Genomic DNA, 17292 nt, shown 5'->3' on the forward strand with positions numbered 1-17292 from the left:
CGCGCGCTATACGCCGCGTCGCTTGAGGTCAACGAGCGGATGGCGTGCGTTAACGAGGGCGACCAGTCGCGCGGCGTCCACATGGGTATAAATCTGGGTGGTCGCGATGTCGGCGTGGCCCAGCATCGCCTGCAGTGCGCGCAGGTCTGCGCCCCCTTCCAGCAGATGGGTCGCGAAGGCATGACGTAGCACATGCGGGCTGACCCGCGCCGGATCGATACCAGCCTCGGCGGCCAAAGCGCGCACCAGCTGGAAGAGGCGCACGCGGCTCAAATAGGATTTGCCTGATGGGAAGAGCCAGGCACTGTCCTCCGGCACATGCGCCCGCCAAGCGGCCACGGCCGCGCGCGCCCGGTCGGAGATCGGCACGAGCCGCTCGCGCCCGCCCTTACCCCGCAGGATGAGAAAGGGGCGATCGGTCGCCATGGCCTTGGCGGGCAACGAAACCAGTTCGGTCGCACGCAGCCCGGAACCGTAGAGCAACTCGATCAGCGCCGCGAGCCGTAGGTCGAGCGGATTGACCGGCACGCGCGCAATCCGTTCGGCGATGACCGCAAAAATCGCATCGACATCCTGATGAGACAGTATTTTGGGGAGCGGACGCTGCAGGCTGGGCCTTGCCAGACTCGCGGCGGGATTGTCAGCCCGGACCGCCTCTGCCTCTAGAAAAGCGAAGAAACCTCGTAGCGCCGAAAGTTTGCGCGCGACCGTCGATGTCGCGAGATCTCGCCATGATGCAGCCAGCGAGGTGAGCCGGGTAGCGTCCGCATGTGCCAACCCCTGGCAGCGCACCGCGGCGTCTTCGAGATCGGTTCGATAGGCGAGCAATGTGTTGCGCGAGGCGCCGCGCTCGGCCGCCATCATGGTGAGATAGCGGCTGATCAGCGTGGCATCGCGCGAACCGACGACCGACTCGCGCTCGTCCGCACCGGCCATCAGAGCCGGGCCATCGCCTCGGCGCCGATCATCCGTGCATAAGCCTCAAGACCGACAGCGTTCAGGCTCGATATGATGTAATAGAGTTGCTCGGGCGTCATGTTGCGCCAATTGAGGCTCTGCATCCCGACGCCCGCCAGCAGCGCTACCGTGCCCTGTTCCCGGCGTGCCGCCGCCGCAACGATTGCCCGGACCCATGGACGCCGCGAGGACAGGTTGATCCCGGCATCCTGCAAAAGCTGCGCCCGCTCGCCCGCAGGCAAGCGATTGAGCCCACCCAGCACGGCGACAAGGCTATGACCAAGCAACTTGTCTTCTGCCTCATCGGCGTCGACAAATGCGGCGATACGATTTGCGGACAGGTCCACCGCTGCATCGGGCAGGCCGGTCGCCAACAGGGCCCAGCTGCGTTGCTGCGCATCGCCATCCAGCCCCTCGAGCACGCTGCGCCAGCGCGCCGCGCTGCGATCATAGCCGCCCGCAAGCATGGCAGCGATCAGCCAGGGCGTATCCTCGCCTGCTTCGGCGTAGACCGGCAGCGCCGCAGCCGCGCGCGCGACAGCGGGCAAAGCGCCATAGTAAACGCCGCCCGGCCCGGCACTCCAGCCACCTGACGGCTGGGCCTGCCAGAAATCGCGCATCGCGGAAATTCGCGCGCCGGTATCGCCCGAGCCATAGGCCGTCCGCAACCAGTCGACGCGATCATTCGCGGTAGCCTCGGCGGAATCGTCCTCGGCCAAGGCAGCGAAGAAGCCCAATGTTGCCGCGCCCGAGAAGACGCCCAGCTGTGAGGCGACTCCTACGCCGGCAAGACGATCCATCGGCGACAGATTGGCCGCGCGAGCCTGCCAGGCGAGCACCTGCGGCCCGGCTGTCTGGAACAGCGCGGGCGGAATGGCGACATTGGTTGCCGTCGCCAAGCCATAGCGCCATGTCGTAAGCTGGCTCACGCCATCCCACTCGATCTTCACCGAACGGCGGCTGTTCGGCCCGGCGCCGACCACCTTTTCGGCAAGCCGGTAATCGATGCCCCGGGCGATGCCGCGCCGCTGCGCCTGGCTGAGCAATGCGCTCGCCGTGCCCTGATCTGCCGAGAACGACGCGCAGATGGCCTGCGCCATGAACCAGCCCGGCTCGTCGCTCATATCCCGCGCGCGCGGTAGCAGCGGGCAGAAGCCGGCGGGATCGGCGGTAGCGAGTTGCACCTGCATCGCCACGGAATAGAGCCGACGGCTATACTGATCGGCATCGACCTGCTGGATCAGCAGGCGCGCATTATCCGCCTCACCCATGCGCAGCAGCAGCCATGCGCGCTCGGCGGCCCAGTCCGCACCACCGATGTCCGACGGCGTGGAGACCTGAGAAAGCAACGCCCGGCGCATCAAAATGCTCGCCCAGCGAGACATGATCGGCGCGCGCATCGTGCGCATCACGCCTGCAAGGGCCTGCCCATTGCGTTGCCCGAAGGCACTCTCGCCAAGGCCACCCTGAGCCACCTTGAGGGGACCGATCCGGTCGAGAGACCGGCGTGCGGACGGGGGCAGATCGTATTTCTCGGCGATTTCGTCGGCAGCCGTCTCGTTCACCGCCTCGTCGGCTGCCATGGCATTGGCGGCGCGGTCGATCACCGCGCCGGGTGGCAGTAGCGGCGTTGGCGCGGGTGCGGCCGGCCGCGTGGGCTGCGGTGTCGCCGGCTGCGGCCCGCTGGGGGACGGCGTCGGCGCAGCATCGCCAAATCCGGGCGGCAGCAGCGATTCAGGGCCGCTCTGTGCCAGCACGGGGATGCTGAGCGCCAGCGCGCTCATCCCCGCCAGCAAGCCAATCTGTCTGCCTCGCACTGCCCTGCCCTAACCGGCAAGTTGCTCGGCGGAAACCGGCAGCTCGATCTCGGTGACGGGTCGTTCAGCGCCATTCCACCAGGACAGCACGAGGAGCAGCACGATGACGACCAACAGAATGACGCCGATCAGCGACAGCGGATTGCGCGGACGGCGTGAGCGATAGGACTGTTGATAAGGGTCGCGGCGGCTGAGTTTCATGATGGGGGATCGGGCCTTACCGTTGCAGTGACATATGCCTGATGGCGTTCGAACGCCGTTGCCTCAGACGTTGGCGGCTGTATAGCCGCGCAGATCATGGGGCGAAACGATAAATATCGCGAAGAGGCCATCACAGGGTCATCCGCAGGACCATCCATCGTCCTGGTGGGCCTGATGGGCGTGGGAAAGTCCACCATCGGCCGTCGCCTCGCAGCCCGGCTAAACCTGCCCTTTGTCGATGCCGACGACGAGATCGAGCGGGCGGCCGGGATGACCATTCAGGAAATCTTCGACACCTATGGCGAGCCGGCCTTTCGCGATGGCGAACGGCGCGTGATTGCGCGGCTGATCGACGGCGTGCCCAAGGTTGTCGCCACCGGTGGCGGCGCTTTCGTCAATGACGAGACGCGGGCGCTGATCTTGGCGCACGCCACGGCCGTCTGGCTGGATGCCGATATCGACATTCTCGTTGACCGTGTTTCCCGGCGCGATGGCCGCCCCCTGCTGAAGGGCCGTGAGCCGCGCGAAGTGCTCAAGAGCCTCGCTGCGGCGCGCACGCCCTTTTATCAGCAAGCCCCCATCCACATCAAAAGCTCGGACTCGCCGCATGAGGCGACCATCGACAAGATCGTGAAAGCGCTCAACCCATGACCACCGTCCCCGTTTTCCTTGGCGAGCGCAGCTATGATGTCCGCATCGAAGCCGGGCTGATGGAGCGCGCGGGCGAGGCGCTGGCGCCCTTTGCCAGCAGCCGACCCTTTCTAGTCGTGACGGATACGCATGTTGCGACGGCCCAATGGCCGCGCCTTGCGGCCGCGCTGGAGCGGGCTGGACTGTCAGCCGAGCTGGTGACGCTTCCGGCGGGCGAATCCACCAAGAGTTGGCAGCATCTCGAAGCCCTGACCGACCGGATGATCGCCCATGGCATCGAGCGGCGCGACCATGTGATCGCGCTAGGCGGCGGGGTGATCGGCGATCTGGTCGGCTTCGCGGCATCCATCGTCAAGCGGGGCTGCAACTTCGTGCAGATCCCGACCACATTGCTCTCGCAGGTGGATAGCTCGGTCGGCGGCAAAACCGCCATCAATAGCCGGGCAGGCAAGAACCTGCTCGGCGCGTTCCATCAGCCATCACTCGTGCTGATCGACCCCGACACCCTCGACACGCTCGGCCCGCGCGAAGTGCGCGCCGGCTATGCCGAGGTGGTGAAATATGGCCTGATCGACGATGCCGAGTTCTTCGCATGGTGCGAGGCGAACGGCACGGCGCTGATGGCTGGTGACCCCGAGGCCCGCGCCCACGCCATTGCCCGCAGCGTCGCCGCCAAGGCCACCATCGTCGCCGAGGATGAGCGCGAGACCAGCGGTCGCCGGGCGCTGCTCAACCTTGGCCACACCTTCGGCCATGCGCTGGAGGCGGAAACCGGCTTTTCGGATCGACTGCTGCATGGCGAGGGTGTCGCGGCGGGTATGGCACTGGCCTTTGGATACTCCGTGCGGCGGGGCGAATGCCCGCCCGAGGATGCAGAGCGGGTCGTCGCGCATCTGCGCGCCGTCGGCCTGCCGGCCTCGCTGGCGGATGCGGGTGTCTCCGCGTCCGGCGCGCGGCTCGTCGAGCATATGCTGCATGACAAGAAGATGAGCAGCGGCACCCTGCCCTTCCTGCTCGCCCGTGGCATCGGCAAGACCTATCTCGCCAAGGATGTCGATCTGGCGGACGTCGCCGCCTATCTCGACGGCGCCTGAACCAGTCAGTTCTTGCTCAGTCGGCGCGCGCGAGTTGCCAGGCCAGCCAGAGCCATCCCAGGATCATCACCACGCCGCCAATCGGTGTGACCGCGCCGAGCCAGCGCGGCGCACCCAGCGCCATGGCGTAGAGCGTGGCGGCGAACAGGGCGCTGCCGCTCAGCAATGCCCATGAAGGACCATTGCTGACCGGCAGCCGCAGCAACGCCATCACCGCCACGGCATGGACAAGCTGATAGACGCCACCTGTCCGCAACCACTCCGCGGCCTGCGGGCTGCTGGCCGCATGAGCGCCGAATGCCGACGCGCCGATGGACAAGGCGGCGCTCAGCGCGGCCAGCATGCCGATCATGACGATGTATCCCCTTGCGCGCGAGCAAGGGCGGCGACCGTGGCCTCGAATGCCAGTCGCATTGAGGGGTGCCGGGCGGGATAATCGCGACCGGCCGCGAGCAAGGCGAGATCCGGCCAGTCCGGCAGGGCATCCTGCTCCCCGGCCAGATAGCCCCGCCATGCCTCGCTCACCGACTCGATGGTTGCCCGATCAGCGCCGACAGCTTGCGCGGCGAGAATGGCCGAGGCGGCCTGCCCCAGCGCGCAAGCCTTGGCATCCACCCCGAAGGCGGTGATGCGGCCGGCCTCATCCACCCGCAGGCTGACCGAGACACGACTGCCGCAGGTCGGCGAGCGCCGCTCCTCGACGAAATCAGCCTGCTCGAGCGGCGGATAGGCGGAAATGCCGGCAGCGCGGCGCAGCACGTCCATGCTGTAGAGCGCGCTGCTCATGCGCCGGTGCCTTCACTGCGCGGCATTGCTGTCCTCGCCACTCGCGTTGCTACTCTCAGCGCCATCATCCTCAAGAATACCGAGCAGGCCACCGCGGCGGCTGTTCTCCGCCATCCAACCGCTCATCGCCGCGCCGCTCGCGCTCAGGAGCGGATAGGACCGGGACAGCCGCATCCAGTCCGGCCGATTGGTCTGAACGCCGTAGATAGCATCATAACCGATCGTGAACAGCACGAAGGCGATGGTCGCCACCAGCAGGCCCTTGATGGCACCGAAACCAAGGCCCAGCGTCCGGTCGAACAGGCCGAGCAGCGAGGTCTTGGTCTTGTCGCCGATCCAGCGCGCCAGCAGCGTGCCCAGCATGAAGACGACGCCGAACACCGCGACGAATGCCAGCAGCGCCGCCACATATTCCGCCCCCACGATGGTATCGAGCAGAGCGGTAAACGGCGCGTGGAACAGCCGCACCGCGACGATGGCGCCGATCAGCGCCGCAAGCGATAGCGATTCGGTCACGAAACCGCGCAGGAAGCCCCGCACGGCCAGGCCACCGATGAGCAGAAGAACGGCAAAATCCAGCACGGTCATGCCGGCTGGCTAGTCCCGCCCAAGCAGATGGTCAACAAGATCGCCGAGCCGGCGGAATCCGGTCGTCGAAATGCCACTGGCCTGCGCCGCGCTGGATGCCGGCAACAAGGCACGCCCGAAGCCGAGCTTGGCAGCTTCCCGCAGGCGCAGCGCACTATGGGCGACCGGGCGCAACTCGCCGGACAGTGCAATTTCCCCGAGCATCACAGCATCATGCGGCACGGGTTTTTCGGAAAGCGCCGAGATCAGGGCGGCAGCGACAGCAAGGTCGGCGGCAGGGTCCTGCAAGCGGTAACCGCCAGCGACATTGAGATAGACCTCGCAAGTCGCAAAGCTCAAGCCGCAGCGGGCTTCGAGCACGGCCAGCACCATGGCCAGCCGGCCGCTATCCCAACCCACGACGGCCCGGCGCGGGGTCGCGCCACTGGCCAGCCGCACCGTCAGCGCCTGCACTTCCACCAGAACCGGCCGCGTACCTTCAAGCGCGGGGAAGACGGCCGTGCCCGCCACGCGCTCTTCACGGTCCGTGAGGAACAGCGCCGAGGGGTTGCCGACTTCCTGCAGTCCCTCCTCAACCATTGCGAACACGCCGATCTCGTCCGTGCCGCCAAAGCGATTCTTGATCGCGCGCAGGATACGATACTGGTGGCTGCGCTCGCCCTCGAAGCTGAGGACGGTGTCCACCATATGCTCCAGCACGCGCGGACCGGCGATGGTCCCATCTTTGGTGACATGGCCGACGAGAATGAGCGCGGTCCCGCCCCGCTTGGCAAAGCGAATCAGCTCTTGCGCGCTCGCCCGCACCTGACTGACGGTGCCCGGCGCACCTTCGATCAGGTCGCTGTGCATGGTCTGGATCGAATCGATGATCAGCAGATCGGGTTCTTCCCGCTGCCCCAAGGTCGTCAGAATATCCCGCACCGACGTAGCGCTGGCGAGATGCACCGGCGCATCGCCCAGCCCCAGCCGCCGGGCGCGCAGCCTGACCTGATCGGCAGCTTCCTCGCCACTCACATAAACGACGTGACGCCCCGCTTTGGCCATTCGCGCCGCAGCTTGAAGCAGCAGGGTGGACTTGCCGATGCCCGGATCGCCGCCGATCAGACTGGCGGACCCGGCCACCAGCCCGCCGCCGACTGCGCGATCGAACTCTGGCAGGCCGGTGGTCATCCGCTCGGGCAGTGCGATATCCGCGTCCAAGCCAATCAGATTGATCGCCTGTCCGCCGGCCTGCAGATCGTGCTTGGCAGAGAACGCCGTGGGCGGTGCTTCCTCGACGAGGCTGTTCCATTCTCCGCAGTCGTCGCACTGCCCTTGCCAGCGGGACGCCACCGCCCCGCAGGCCTGGCACACATATCGACGTTTTACTTTCGCCATGTGCCCTCTTAGCAGAACGAAGAGGGAACGCTAGAGGCGAGATCAGCTCTTCATGAGGATTTGTTCGATCTCGTCGACCGGGTGGCTGGTGAGCGTCTTGCCGATTTCGCCGGCGAGCCGATCCTTGAGCGTCTTGTGATAATGGCGGCGCATCTCGCCCAAGGTGATCGGTGCCGCGACGATGACAAGCTGATCGAACGAGCCCTCCATGGCGCGCTTGTTGAGCAGCGCGACCGCATCCGCTGCGAACCGATCCTCCGCCTGCTGCTTGAAGTCGGTTTCTTCCATCGCGCTGCGATCCTGGCTGTTGGGTGCCGAAGCGAAGCTGCGCCCGGGCCGATCGGTCGAAAGATCCTGATCCTGCTCAGATTTCTGCTCCACCGCTTCTTCGACCTGAAGGTTGAGAAACTCCTCGTCGCCAGCATTACGGAACAGCAGCATCTTGCTGCCATCGACCACCATCACGAGCGCGTCATGAGCAACTTTCATCATCATCCTCCAAGATTGCGATATAAGTTGAATGGCTGAGCCGGCGCGGAGTTGCCTTTTTCTTGGCCATGGGGTTGCCTTGCGGCCGATAAGGCCAAATCTACGGCGCAATGATCAAGGTCGCTTCCTACAACATCCGCAAAGCCGTCGGTACCGATCGGCGCCGCATGCCAGAGCGCATCATCGATGTGCTGAACGAGCTGGATGCCGATGTGATTGCCCTGCAGGAAGCCGACCGCCGCTTCGGCATCCGTCATGCCGTGCTACCGGATCGCCTGCTGGAGATGCATTCGGATTATCGCGCCATCGAGCTGCCGACGCGAGTCGAGAGCATGGGCTGGCACGGTAACGCGCTCCTTGTCCGGCGCGACCAGAGCCATGCCGATGCCAGCGTGATCCATCTGCCCTGCCTGGAGCCGCGCGGCGCTGTGATGGCCTGTATCGAGATCAAGGGCATTCGCCTGCGGACGGTGGGGATGCACCTCGACCTCTCCGGCCTCTGGCGGCGGCGGCAGGCTGCGGCCGTTCAGCATTATGTCGATATGGTCGATGTCCAGCATCCTGCCGATGCAACGATCCTGATGGGCGACACCAACGAGTGGACCGCCAATCGCGGGTGCCTGCAGGATTTCTCGCGCCACTATGACATCGCGCCATGCGGCCGCAGTTTCCACGCCCGCCGCCAAATTGCCGAACTCGACCGGATCATGTGGCGGGGCGGCCTGACGCTGACCGACAGCGGCGTCCATTCCTCCGTGCTGGCGCGGCGCGCGTCCGATCATCTGCCGGTCTGGGCCACGTTCGACCTCCGCTGATTTGCGGATAATCCGCGCAACGACTCGACAAGCCGGCTGCGGCGCGCCAATCTGCCCTCATGCGGGAGAAGGAACTGAGGCTGGCGCTGGTCTGCTATGGTGGAGTCAGCCTCGCCGTCTACATGCACGGGGTCACTAAGGAGATCTGGCATCTGGCGCAGGCCAGCCGGGATTTCCGCAGCGGTCGGCCGGGCAATCTTGTTTATCAGCGCATTCTGGAGACCTGCCTTGCAGAGACCGGCCTGCGAGTGCGGATTCTGCCGGACATCATTGCCGGGGCCAGTGCGGGCGGGATCAACGGCGTGTATCTGGCGCAGGCCATAGAAAGCGGTCAGTCGCTCAACCCGCTGACCGAACTGTGGCTGCGCTGCGCCGATGTCGACATCTTGCTCGATCCGGACGCGCGCCCGCTCTCGCGCTTCACCAAATTCTGGGCCGCGCCGCTGCTCTGGCTGCTGCTGCGCCGCCGCAATGACACGGTGTCCCGCACCGTGGCTCCGGAAACGCGCTCGGAAGTCCGACGCAAGCTCTCCAACTTCATCCGGGCGCGCTGGTTCGCGCCTCCCTTCGGCGGCAAGGGGTTTACCGAGCTGCTGCTCAACGCCTTCGATGCGATGGAAAAGGCTCGCGAGACAGAGCCGGAGAAGAGCGGAGGATCGCTGCTGCCCCGTGGGCATCCGCTGGACCTGTTCGTCACCGCCACGGATTTCACCGGCCATGAGGAACGGCTGCGCCTCAACAGTCCGCCGGAGATCAGCGAGACGGAGCACCGGCTCACGATAGGCTTCCATGCCCGTGGCGGGCAACCGCGCACCCTCGCCGACCCTGCCGAACTCGCGTTTGCCGCCCGCGCGACGGCCAGCTTTCCGGGCGCCTTTCCGCCGTTCACGGCTCGGGAAATGGACAAGGTGCTGGCCGACCGCAGTCGCGCTTGGCCCGGTCGCGATGCGTTTTTGCGCCGTGTGCTCCCCGGTCACAGCGCCACCGGCGATGCGGAGGATGCCGTGCTGATCGACGGATCGGTGCTGGCCAATGCGCCCTTCGCCCAAGCGATCGATGCGCTCAAGAATCGCCCGGCGCGGCGGACGGTCGACCGGCGCTTCGTGTTCATCGAGCCGACGCCGAGTGCGCCCGGCTTTCGCCTCACCTCCCCTTCCCACCACGCCCAAAATGGTGAGCGCCCTGTCCCCGGCTTCTTCCGCACGATCTTCGGCGCGGTCAGCGATATTCCGCGCGAACAGCCGATCCGGGACAATCTGGAGGCGATTGGCGCACGCTCCGGCCGCATTCACCGGATGCTGGAAATCACCGAGCGCTTGCGGCCTGACATCGAGCGGACCGTGGACCAGACTGTCGGCCTCAGCCTACTGCTCAGCCGGCCCTCGCCGCGCCGTCTGGCGCATCTGCGCGCGAAGCTGCAGCAAAAGGCCTCGCGGGCGGCGGGCTTTGCCTATCCCGCTTATGGCTATCTCAAATATGCCGGCATCATCGATGACCTAGCCGATCTGCTCAGCCAACTGCGCGATGGCTCTCGCGCAGCCACACGCGAAAGCCTGCGGGAGCCGCTGCGTGCGCAGCTCCATGCGGCGGGCGTGGACCAGATGGACCCCGGATCGGGCGATGGCGCAAGCGCGGCGCTCATTCTGTTCTATCGCAATCACGACATTGCGTTCCGCATTCGCCGGCTGCGCTTCCTCGCCCGGCGCCTCGTCCAGCTCCGTGAGCAGACTGTGGAAGGCGCCAGCGAGGAGGATGAGGGGAACGGCGCCGCCCTCTCCGCCATGCAGGATATGCTCTACGAAGCCATCGGCCTTTATGCCGAACGTCAGACGCCGGCATGGTTTGGCGCGGGCACACGCGAAGCCCTGCGGCCGCGTGGCGACGATCTGATGTCGTCCCTCGCGATCATCGCGGAAGCGCGGGGCTTGCGGGATCTGGACCAGCAGATCGACGCGCGCTTTGCGGCCGCCTGTGTGGCGCTCCCGGCCGAAGATCGGCGCACCTTGCTCAAGGCCTATCTTGGCTTCCCTTATTACGACATCGCGACCTTTCCGCTGCTGCAGGGAGAAGGTCTGGACGAGTACGACCCCATCAAGGTGGATCGGATATCTCCCGAAGATGCCGTGGCGATCCGCAAGGGCGGCGCACCGGCGACGCTGCGCGGCATCGAGTTCAACTGTTTCGGCGCGTTCTTCAGCCGGGCCTATCGTGAAAATGATTATCTGTGGGGCCGCCTGCACGGTGCCGACCGGCTGATCGACATCCTGCTCTCCACCATGCCGCCGGAAATCGCCGCCGATGACGCGCGCAAGGCGGCCTGGAAGCGCGCGGCGTTCGAAGCGATTCTAGATGAAGAAGAGCCCCGACTGACCCTGATTCCGGGTCAGATCGCGACGATCCGCGCCGAGATCGCGCAAATCGGCGCCTAGCGCTTAATCAGCGTCACTTGCGATACGTCGATGCTCCGCCCTGCGAAACCGCCTTCGCAATACATGAGGTAGTAGCGCCACATGTCCACGAACCGGGCATCGAACCGGGCGGGCAGACGCCCCGCATCCACCACTGCGTCAAAGCGCGCGCGCCACTGTCGCAGTGTCCACGCATAATCGAGGCCGAAGCGCGTCTGGTCTGCCCATTCCAGCCCTTCGCGCTGGGCAAGGTCACGAAAGCGACGCTCGGCGATCAGGCAACCGCCGGGGAAGATGTAGCGCTGGATGAAGTCGGCCCGTGCGGCATAGGCCGGGAAAATCTCGTCATCGATGCTGATATACTGGATGGCCGCGCGCCCGCCGGGCTTGAGCAGCCGGGCAATGCAGGCGAGGTAAGTCGGCCAATAGCTTTCGCCGACGGCCTCCACCATTTCCACACTGGCAATCGCATCGAACGGGCCAGCACAGTCGCGATAATCCTGCAGCAGGACCTGAGCCCGGTCCTGCGCGCCCAATCCCTCGATCCGGCCCCGGACGATCTGCTGCTGCTCAGTGGAGAGCGTGAGACCGGTGTAGCCGATATCGGCCCGCTCCAACGCACGCTCGGCCAGTCCGCCCCAGCCGCATCCAATTTCAAGCAGTTGCTGACCATTTTTAAGATCGAGCCTCGCCAGAAGCTCGTCGATCTTGCGAATCTGCGCGGCGTCCAGCGTCTCATGCGGATGCGCCGGGCGGGCGCTGGAGTAGGTCAGCGTCTCGTCCAGCCACAGCCGGTAGAAATCATTGCCCAGATCATAATGCTCGGCGATATTCCGCCGCGCGCCGCGCCGGCTGTTATGCCGCCGCGCCAGCTTCCAGCGGCCCATCAGGCGCGGCAGGCCAGTCGAGCGCGCCGACTTCCCCAGCGAACGGGCATTGGCGCCGAACAGGGCGAACAGCGCAACCGGATCGGGGCTCGACCAGTCGCCATCCGCCCAGGCGCGATACCAGCCGGTTGAGCCGGAGGCCGCCAGCCGGATCAAGGCCCGCCAGTTGGCAAGGTGCACGATCGCCGAAAAGCCCTGCTTGCGCCCGCCGAGCAAGCGCACCGATCCATCCGGCAGATGCAGTTCGAGTGATCCCCGCATCAGACCCCGGTCGACCCGCACGAGCATCGGCTCGAACATCCGGGTCGGCAAAGCCCGCCAGAAACGCCCACCCACCTGCGCGCCGGCCCGGCGCATCATGGCGCGCTGGCGGCTGGCTTTGGGATTGTGAATGGTCATGCGCCCATATGAACGCATTCCTCACGCAAAGACAACCGGGCCGCGCTCAGCCCTTCACGCGGGCATAAGCGGCGAGCGCCCGTTCCCGCGCGGCGCGATGTTCGATTAACTTGGCCGGATATTGTGCTGGCCTAACGCCCGCCGCCTCTGGATCGTGGATCGCCCCGTCCTTCATATGCGCCAGCTCAGGCACCCAGCGCCGGATATAGGCAGCCGCGTCGAACTTCTCGGACTGGGTGAGCGGCGCCATGATCCGCACGAACATGTTGAAATCGATCCCGGTGCCCGCGACCCACTGCCAGTTGACGGCATTGTTGCCATAATCGGCATCGACCAGCGTATCCCAGAACCAGCGCTCCCCTTCGCGCCAGTCGATGAGCAGATGCTTGATGAGGAAGCTCGCCGCGATCATCCGCACCCGGTTGTGCATCCATCCGGTCTGCCAGAGCTGGCGCATCCCCGCATCGACGATCGGGTAGCCGGTGCGACCCTCCTGCCAGGCCTTGAGGTCGTCCCGCGCCTCATGGCCCGAGCGCCAGGGAAAGCCATCGAACTGCGCCCGACCGTTGCGGCTGCCATAATCGCTCATCTGCGCGATCACATTCTGGGCATAATCACGCCAGCCCAGTTCACGCAGATAGACCTCGCTGGCGCCACCCTCACGGTCGAGTGCGTGCCACAGTGTTGCCGGCGAAATCTCGCCGAAATGGAGATGCGGCGACAAGCGCGAGGAGCCCTCTATTGAGGGCAGATTGCGGCCTTCGTCATAGTCACCGACTTGGTCCATAAAGGCATCGAGCCGATCGTGGGCGCCTGCTTCGCCAGGTGACCAGTCATGCGCGAACCCGCCCGCCCAATTAGGCGAAGTCGGCAGCAACGCCCAGTCTTCGAGTTGATCGCTCACCGGCCATTTTTGGGGAGCAGGAACGGTATCAGGCGCCGGCACGGGCCGACCCGGCGGCATGACCTCCCGCAGCGCACGCCAGAAGGGCGTGAAGATCTTGTAGGGGCCGCCGCTGCCCGTGGTCAGGGCGCCCGGCGGCATGAGGTAATTGCCATCGTGCAATATCAGCGCGCGGGAGCGCGCAACCGCCTTCTCTGCCTGGCGCCACCAGGGCTCATAATGATGCAAGGCATGGATCCGGGCGGCGCCGGTCTCCGTGGCCAACGCGGCGAGAACCGCCTCGGCCTTGCCGCAGCGTAGGATCAGCCGCGAACCGCGCGCGCGAAGGGCGGCGTCGAGGCTCTCGAGACTATGATGCAGCCACCAGCGCGAGGCGCCGCCCATGGCCCGGTGCCGCGCCGTCTCATCATCGAGAATATAGACCGGGATCACCGGCCCTTCCGCGCACGCCTGTATGAGCGCGGCCTGATCGGCCAAGCGAAGATCCCGCCGGAACCACAAGATGCTCGCTGCCGACATCGCCCTACCGCAATGCTTGCGCAGGCACCTGCACGGAAAAGCTCGCGCTGGCGCCACGCCCCTCAAAGCGCTGGTCGGAGATCAGCAGGTCGCCATTCTCCGCCCGCTGCGCGACCGGCATCCGCGACCAGAACAGGAAAGCCCGCGCATCCTCATCGCGCTGCCGCGCCCGCTCGACGCCGGGATCGTCCATGCCGGTCGGCATCCCTTCCGCTGCGCCTGCATCGGCTTCAAGCCCGGTGGCGAGGTTGTAGGGAAAGCCGCCGAAGCGCCCGTCCCCACGCCAGAGCATTTCGCGTGACCAGGGTGCGAACGGACGCGGATTGGCGACCACCAGGTCCGGCTCGCGGCCTTGGGCGCGCAGCCATGCGGCGGCTTTCGCCTCCGCCGATCCGGTGATCAGCCCGTTGACGAAGATATAGGCGCAGGCGGCCGTCGCGATGATCAGCGCGCGATGCATCATCGGGGCAGGCCCGGTGCGCTCGCCGCGCCGTGCCCAGAGATAGCCGCCGATCAGCAGCGCCCAGAGCCAGATATCGATGATGAACAGCGTATCGCCATGGAACCACTGGTCGCTGAACGGCGAGAGCAATCGGATGCCATAGCTGTTGAGCCAGTCGAACGCGGGGTGGCTGAGCGTCCCGATCTGCGCGACGACCCACAGCCAGACTATGTTCACCGGGGGCCGCGTCTCTGGCCGTGTCCCACGCTTCGCCTGCCAGCGGTCGAACGCGACCATGATTGCGGTGAGGATCAATGGCAACACGATCATCGCGATCGGCCCGTGCGTCAGCCCACGCCGCAGTGCCAGCGCCTGTGTTCCCAACAGCGTGCAGGTCGCATCGATATCCGGGATGTTCGCCGCGATGATAATCGTCGGCATGGCAAGGCCGGAGGTGCGCTTGAGCCCGATCTGGCCCAGCACGGCGCCTACCATGCTGTGTGTGAGATTATCCATGCCCCCTGTCTTCACGACCCCACCGCTGCAGGTCAAGTTGCCCGAGAGGGCGGGAACGGATCAGGGGCGCGGCCGGGATCACGAAAAAAGGCGCGGACTTAGCCCGCGCCTTCTCACGTCTTCTCAGCCTCATGCGGCTTAGTAGCGGTAGTGATCCGGTTTGAACGGACCCTCGGGCGTCACGCCGATGTAAGCGGCCTGCTTGTCGGTCAGCTTGGAGAGCTTCACGCCCAGCTTCTCAAGGTGGAGCGCTGCGACCTTCTCATCGAGATGCTTGGGCAGAACATAGACGTCGTTCTTGTAGGCATCGCTCTTGGTCCACAACTCGATCTGCGCCAGCACCTGATTGGTGAAGCTGGAGGACATGACGAAGCTCGGGTGACCGGTCGCGCAGCCCAAATTCACCAGACGGCCCTTGGCGAGCATGATGATCTTCTTGCCATCGGGGAACTCGACCTCGTCGACCTGCGGCTTGATCTCGGTCCACTTCATGTTGCTGAGCGCCGCGATCTGGATCTCGCTGTCGAAGTGGCCGATGTTGCAGACGATGGCCATGTTCTTCATCGCGCGCATGTGGTCGAGCGTGATGATGTCCTCATTGCCCGTCGCCGTCACGAAGATATCGGCGCGGGTCGCAGCCTCTTCCATGGTCACGACCTCATAGCCTTCCATCGCCGCCTGCAGAGCGCAGATCGGGTCGATCTCAGTCACCAGCACGCGGGCGCCGCCATTGCGGAGCGAGGCCGCCGAGCCCTTGCCGACATCGCCGAAGCCGGCGACGCAGGCGACCTTGCCGGCCAGCATCACGTCCGTGGCGCGGCGGATGGCATCGACCAGCGACTCCTTGCAGCCATAGAGATTGTCGAACTTGGACTTGGTGACGCTATCGTTCACGTTGATCGCCGGGAAGGGCAGCTTGCCCTTCTTGGCCAGCTCATAGAGCCGGTGGACGCCGGTGGTCGTCTCTTCGGACACGCCCTTGATCGCCGCGACGGTCTTGGTGAGGTAGCCCGGACGCTCGGCGAGGAAGCGCTTGAGGGTCGCGACGAAGATCGTCTCTTCCTCGTTGGACGGCGCGAACAGCTCTTCACCGGCCTCGACACGGGCGCCCCACAGCGCGAACATTGTCGCGTCGCCGCCATCGTCCAGGATCATGTTGCAGGTCGTGTCCTGACCCCAATCGAAGATCTTGATGACATAGTCCCAATATTCCTCGAGCGTCTCGCCCTTGATGGCGAACACGGGGATGCCACGCTCGGCGATCGCGGCGGCGGCATGGTCCTGGGTCGAGAAGATGTTGCAGGTGGCCCAGCGCAGTTCGGCGCCCAGCTCGGCCAGCGTCTCGATCAGCACGGCGGTCTGGATCGTCATGTGCAGTGAGCCGGTGATCCGCGCGCCCTTGAGCGGCTTGGATGCGCCGAATTCCTCGCGCAGCGCCATCAGGCCCGGCATTTCGGTCTCGGCGATCTCGATCTCCTTGCGGCCGAAGCCAGCGAGGGAGATGTCCTTTACGATATAGTCCTGGGCCACGGTCGCCACTGATGATTCTCCTGATTGCCTGAGCCGGGGCCGCTACGCACGCCACCGGTAACACCGCGGCGCCTTACCAAGGCTATCGCTCCCTCGCAAATATAAAGATATCTTTATGTGATTGGGGTCGGGCGGGAGGGATGAAGGAAGTCAGCCCTGCCGTGTTAGGCGTGCCCCATATTGCCGGTCAGCATCGCGGGATCGATGCCTTCGAGCGAAAATGCTCCCGCCCAGCGGTTCTCCGGCGCCATCGAAAACAGCCGATAAGGCTGCGCCTTGCTGAGATACCAGCCCGGCGCGGCCAGCTCCGTTTCCAGCTGTCCCGCGCTCCACCCGGCATAGCCCAAGGCGACCAGCCACCGCGCCGGCCCGCCGCCCGAAGCAACGGCGTGCAGCACCTCCATCGACCCGGTGAGCGCAATCTCGTCATCAATGGGGTGGCTGTCCGCCGTCATCCAGTCCCGACTGTGCAGCACAAAGCCGCGGCGCGGTTCGACCGGGCCGCCTTGCAACACTGGCTCATCGCCCACCGACTGCGCGTCGATGCCCAATGACCCAAGCAGACCGTGCAGTCCCATGCCCTCCATCGGCTCGTGCAGCGCGATGCCCAGGGCGCCGCCCTCGTCATGCACGCACAGGAGAATGACTGCGCGCTCGAACCGCGCGTCCGGCATATCCGGCATGGCCAGCAACAATTTGCCGGCGAGGGAGAGTCTCGGTTGCGCGGGCGCGCTCATGCGATGGGCCTCCTGAGCGCGACCATGCCTTGTTGGGGACAATGCGTCCACCCCGCAGGCGCTTGACCCGTCCGGCTGAGCGGCCATCGTACCGCAGAGCCGCCCGGCCCCGCACAGCATCGACCTTGACAGGCGCAGGCCGAACACCGACTTGCTCGCTGCGCGCTGGTTCACC

17 protein-coding genes are annotated in these 17292 nt (G+C 65.6%); 4 read left to right on the forward strand and 13 right to left on the reverse strand.

The window, feature by feature from the left end; translation table 11 throughout:
• Positions 1 to 6: 6 nt before the first annotated feature.
• From M2341_RS09655 to M2341_RS09665, 3 genes are read right to left on the reverse strand one after another with little or no spacing between them, the layout of a single operon-like run.
• Positions 7 to 936 (reverse strand): tyrosine recombinase, encoded by a 930-nt coding sequence (locus tag M2341_RS09655; RefSeq protein WP_264585081.1) that lies wholly within the window; start codon positions 934 to 936, stop codon positions 7 to 9.
• Positions 936 to 2741, reverse strand: a complete 1806-nt coding sequence (locus tag M2341_RS09660; RefSeq protein WP_264586021.1) for a hypothetical protein — start codon at positions 2739 to 2741, stop codon at positions 936 to 938. Before M2341_RS09660 ends, M2341_RS09655 begins: the two co-directional genes overlap by 1 nt.
• A gap of 42 nt (positions 2742 to 2783) precedes the next feature.
• The gene (locus tag M2341_RS09665) at positions 2784 to 2975 is read right to left on the reverse strand and encodes a hypothetical protein (RefSeq protein ID WP_181559713.1); all 192 of its coding nucleotides are present in this window, start codon (positions 2973 to 2975) and stop codon (positions 2784 to 2786) included.
• A 96-nt stretch (positions 2976 to 3071) separates the two neighbouring features.
• Between M2341_RS09665 and M2341_RS09670 the strand changes: the two genes are divergently transcribed.
• Complete coding sequence (locus M2341_RS09670; RefSeq protein ID WP_264585082.1) at positions 3072 to 3626, forward strand: shikimate kinase; 555 nt, start codon at positions 3072 to 3074, stop codon at positions 3624 to 3626.
• The gene (gene aroB / locus M2341_RS09675) at positions 3623 to 4720 is read left to right on the forward strand and encodes a 3-dehydroquinate synthase (RefSeq protein ID WP_264585083.1); all 1098 of its coding nucleotides are present in this window, start codon (positions 3623 to 3625) and stop codon (positions 4718 to 4720) included. The genes M2341_RS09670 and aroB overlap by 4 nt, the downstream gene beginning before the upstream one ends.
• A gap of 16 nt (positions 4721 to 4736) precedes the next feature.
• Here aroB and M2341_RS09680 read toward each other — a convergent pair whose 3' ends face one another.
• From M2341_RS09680 to M2341_RS09700, 5 genes are read right to left on the reverse strand one after another with little or no spacing between them, the layout of a single operon-like run.
• Positions 4737 to 5072, reverse strand: coding sequence for a DUF423 domain-containing protein (locus M2341_RS09680; protein ID WP_264585084.1), 336 nt, complete (start codon positions 5070 to 5072; stop codon positions 4737 to 4739).
• Positions 5069 to 5506, reverse strand: a complete 438-nt coding sequence (locus tag M2341_RS09685) for an iron-sulfur cluster assembly scaffold protein (protein ID WP_264585085.1) — start codon at positions 5504 to 5506, stop codon at positions 5069 to 5071. The genes M2341_RS09680 and M2341_RS09685 overlap by 4 nt, the downstream gene beginning before the upstream one ends.
• A 12-nt stretch (positions 5507 to 5518) precedes the next feature.
• Complete coding sequence (locus M2341_RS09690) at positions 5519 to 6094, reverse strand: CvpA family protein (RefSeq protein ID WP_181559718.1); 576 nt, start codon at positions 6092 to 6094, stop codon at positions 5519 to 5521.
• Positions 6095 to 6103: 9 nt separating this feature from the next.
• Positions 6104 to 7471: a DNA repair protein RadA gene (radA, locus tag M2341_RS09695; protein ID WP_264570350.1), complete on the reverse strand. Its 1368-nt coding sequence runs from the start codon at positions 7469 to 7471 to the stop codon at positions 6104 to 6106.
• 42 nt (positions 7472 to 7513) lie between these two features.
• Complete coding sequence (locus M2341_RS09700) at positions 7514 to 7960, reverse strand: host attachment family protein (protein ID WP_264570351.1); 447 nt, start codon at positions 7958 to 7960, stop codon at positions 7514 to 7516.
• Positions 7961 to 8070: 110 nt separating this feature from the next.
• Between M2341_RS09700 and M2341_RS09705 the strand changes: the two genes are divergently transcribed.
• Both M2341_RS09705 and M2341_RS09710 read left to right on the forward strand, forming a co-directional pair.
• Positions 8071 to 8775 (forward strand): endonuclease/exonuclease/phosphatase family protein, encoded by a 705-nt coding sequence (locus M2341_RS09705; RefSeq protein ID WP_264585086.1) that lies wholly within the window; start codon positions 8071 to 8073, stop codon positions 8773 to 8775.
• A 59-nt stretch (positions 8776 to 8834) separates the two neighbouring features.
• Positions 8835 to 11204, forward strand: coding sequence for a patatin-like protein (locus M2341_RS09710; protein ID WP_264585087.1), 2370 nt, complete (start codon positions 8835 to 8837; stop codon positions 11202 to 11204).
• Here the strand turns inward: M2341_RS09710 and M2341_RS09715 are convergent.
• The 5 genes from M2341_RS09715 to M2341_RS09735 form a co-directional block, all read right to left on the reverse strand.
• Positions 11201 to 12469, reverse strand: a complete 1269-nt coding sequence (locus M2341_RS09715) for an SAM-dependent methyltransferase (RefSeq protein ID WP_264585088.1) — start codon at positions 12467 to 12469, stop codon at positions 11201 to 11203. The genes M2341_RS09710 and M2341_RS09715 overlap by 4 nt on opposite strands.
• Positions 12470 to 12515: 46 nt before the next feature.
• Positions 12516 to 13892: a cryptochrome/photolyase family protein gene (locus M2341_RS09720; RefSeq protein ID WP_264585089.1), complete on the reverse strand. Its 1377-nt coding sequence runs from the start codon at positions 13890 to 13892 to the stop codon at positions 12516 to 12518.
• 4 nt (positions 13893 to 13896) lie between these two features.
• Complete coding sequence (locus M2341_RS09725) at positions 13897 to 14850, reverse strand: metal-dependent hydrolase (protein ID WP_264585090.1); 954 nt, start codon at positions 14848 to 14850, stop codon at positions 13897 to 13899.
• 138 nt (positions 14851 to 14988) lie between these two features.
• Positions 14989 to 16389, reverse strand: a complete 1401-nt coding sequence (gene ahcY, locus M2341_RS09730) for an adenosylhomocysteinase (RefSeq protein WP_264585091.1) — start codon at positions 16387 to 16389, stop codon at positions 14989 to 14991.
• Positions 16390 to 16544: 155 nt separating this feature from the next.
• Positions 16545 to 17117 carry a YqgE/AlgH family protein gene (locus M2341_RS09735; protein WP_264575728.1) on the reverse strand — a complete coding sequence of 191 codons (573 nt, stop codon included), beginning with the start codon at positions 17115 to 17117 and terminating at the stop codon, positions 16545 to 16547.
• Between the last annotated feature and the right edge of the window lie 175 nt (positions 17118 to 17292).

Origin of the sequence: Sphingobium sp. B7D2B, from assembly GCF_025961895.1 — a bacterium.
Classification (GTDB): domain Bacteria; phylum Pseudomonadota; class Alphaproteobacteria; order Sphingomonadales; family Sphingomonadaceae; genus Sphingobium.

Coding starts and splice junctions, on each gene's coding strand:
- M2341_RS09655 (WP_264585081.1), bottom strand. CDS start 936: ATGGCCGGTGCGGACGAGCGCGAGTCGGTCGTCGGTTCGCGCGATGCC.
- M2341_RS09660 (WP_264586021.1), bottom strand. CDS start 2,741: ATGAGCGCGCTGGCGCTCAGCATCCCCGTGCTGGCACAGAGCGGCCCT.
- M2341_RS09665 (WP_181559713.1), bottom strand. CDS start 2,975: ATGAAACTCAGCCGCCGCGACCCTTATCAACAGTCCTATCGCTCACGC.
- M2341_RS09670 (WP_264585082.1), top strand. CDS start 3,072: ATGGGGCGAAACGATAAATATCGCGAAGAGGCCATCACAGGGTCATCC.
- aroB (WP_264585083.1), top strand. CDS start 3,623: ATGACCACCGTCCCCGTTTTCCTTGGCGAGCGCAGCTATGATGTCCGC.
- M2341_RS09680 (WP_264585084.1), bottom strand. CDS start 5,072: ATGATCGGCATGCTGGCCGCGCTGAGCGCCGCCTTGTCCATCGGCGCG.
- M2341_RS09685 (WP_264585085.1), bottom strand. CDS start 5,506: ATGAGCAGCGCGCTCTACAGCATGGACGTGCTGCGCCGCGCTGCCGGC.
- M2341_RS09690 (WP_181559718.1), bottom strand. CDS start 6,094: ATGACCGTGCTGGATTTTGCCGTTCTTCTGCTCATCGGTGGCCTGGCC.
- radA (WP_264570350.1), bottom strand. CDS start 7,471: ATGGCGAAAGTAAAACGTCGATATGTGTGCCAGGCCTGCGGGGCGGTG.
- M2341_RS09700 (WP_264570351.1), bottom strand. CDS start 7,960: ATGAAAGTTGCTCATGACGCGCTCGTGATGGTGGTCGATGGCAGCAAG.
- M2341_RS09705 (WP_264585086.1), top strand. CDS start 8,071: ATGATCAAGGTCGCTTCCTACAACATCCGCAAAGCCGTCGGTACCGAT.
- M2341_RS09710 (WP_264585087.1), top strand. CDS start 8,835: ATGCGGGAGAAGGAACTGAGGCTGGCGCTGGTCTGCTATGGTGGAGTC.
- M2341_RS09715 (WP_264585088.1), bottom strand. CDS start 12,469: ATGACCATTCACAATCCCAAAGCCAGCCGCCAGCGCGCCATGATGCGC.
- M2341_RS09720 (WP_264585089.1), bottom strand. CDS start 13,892: ATGTCGGCAGCGAGCATCTTGTGGTTCCGGCGGGATCTTCGCTTGGCC.
- M2341_RS09725 (WP_264585090.1), bottom strand. CDS start 14,850: ATGGATAATCTCACACACAGCATGGTAGGCGCCGTGCTGGGCCAGATC.
- M2341_RS09735 (WP_264575728.1), bottom strand. CDS start 17,117: ATGAGCGCGCCCGCGCAACCGAGACTCTCCCTCGCCGGCAAATTGTTG.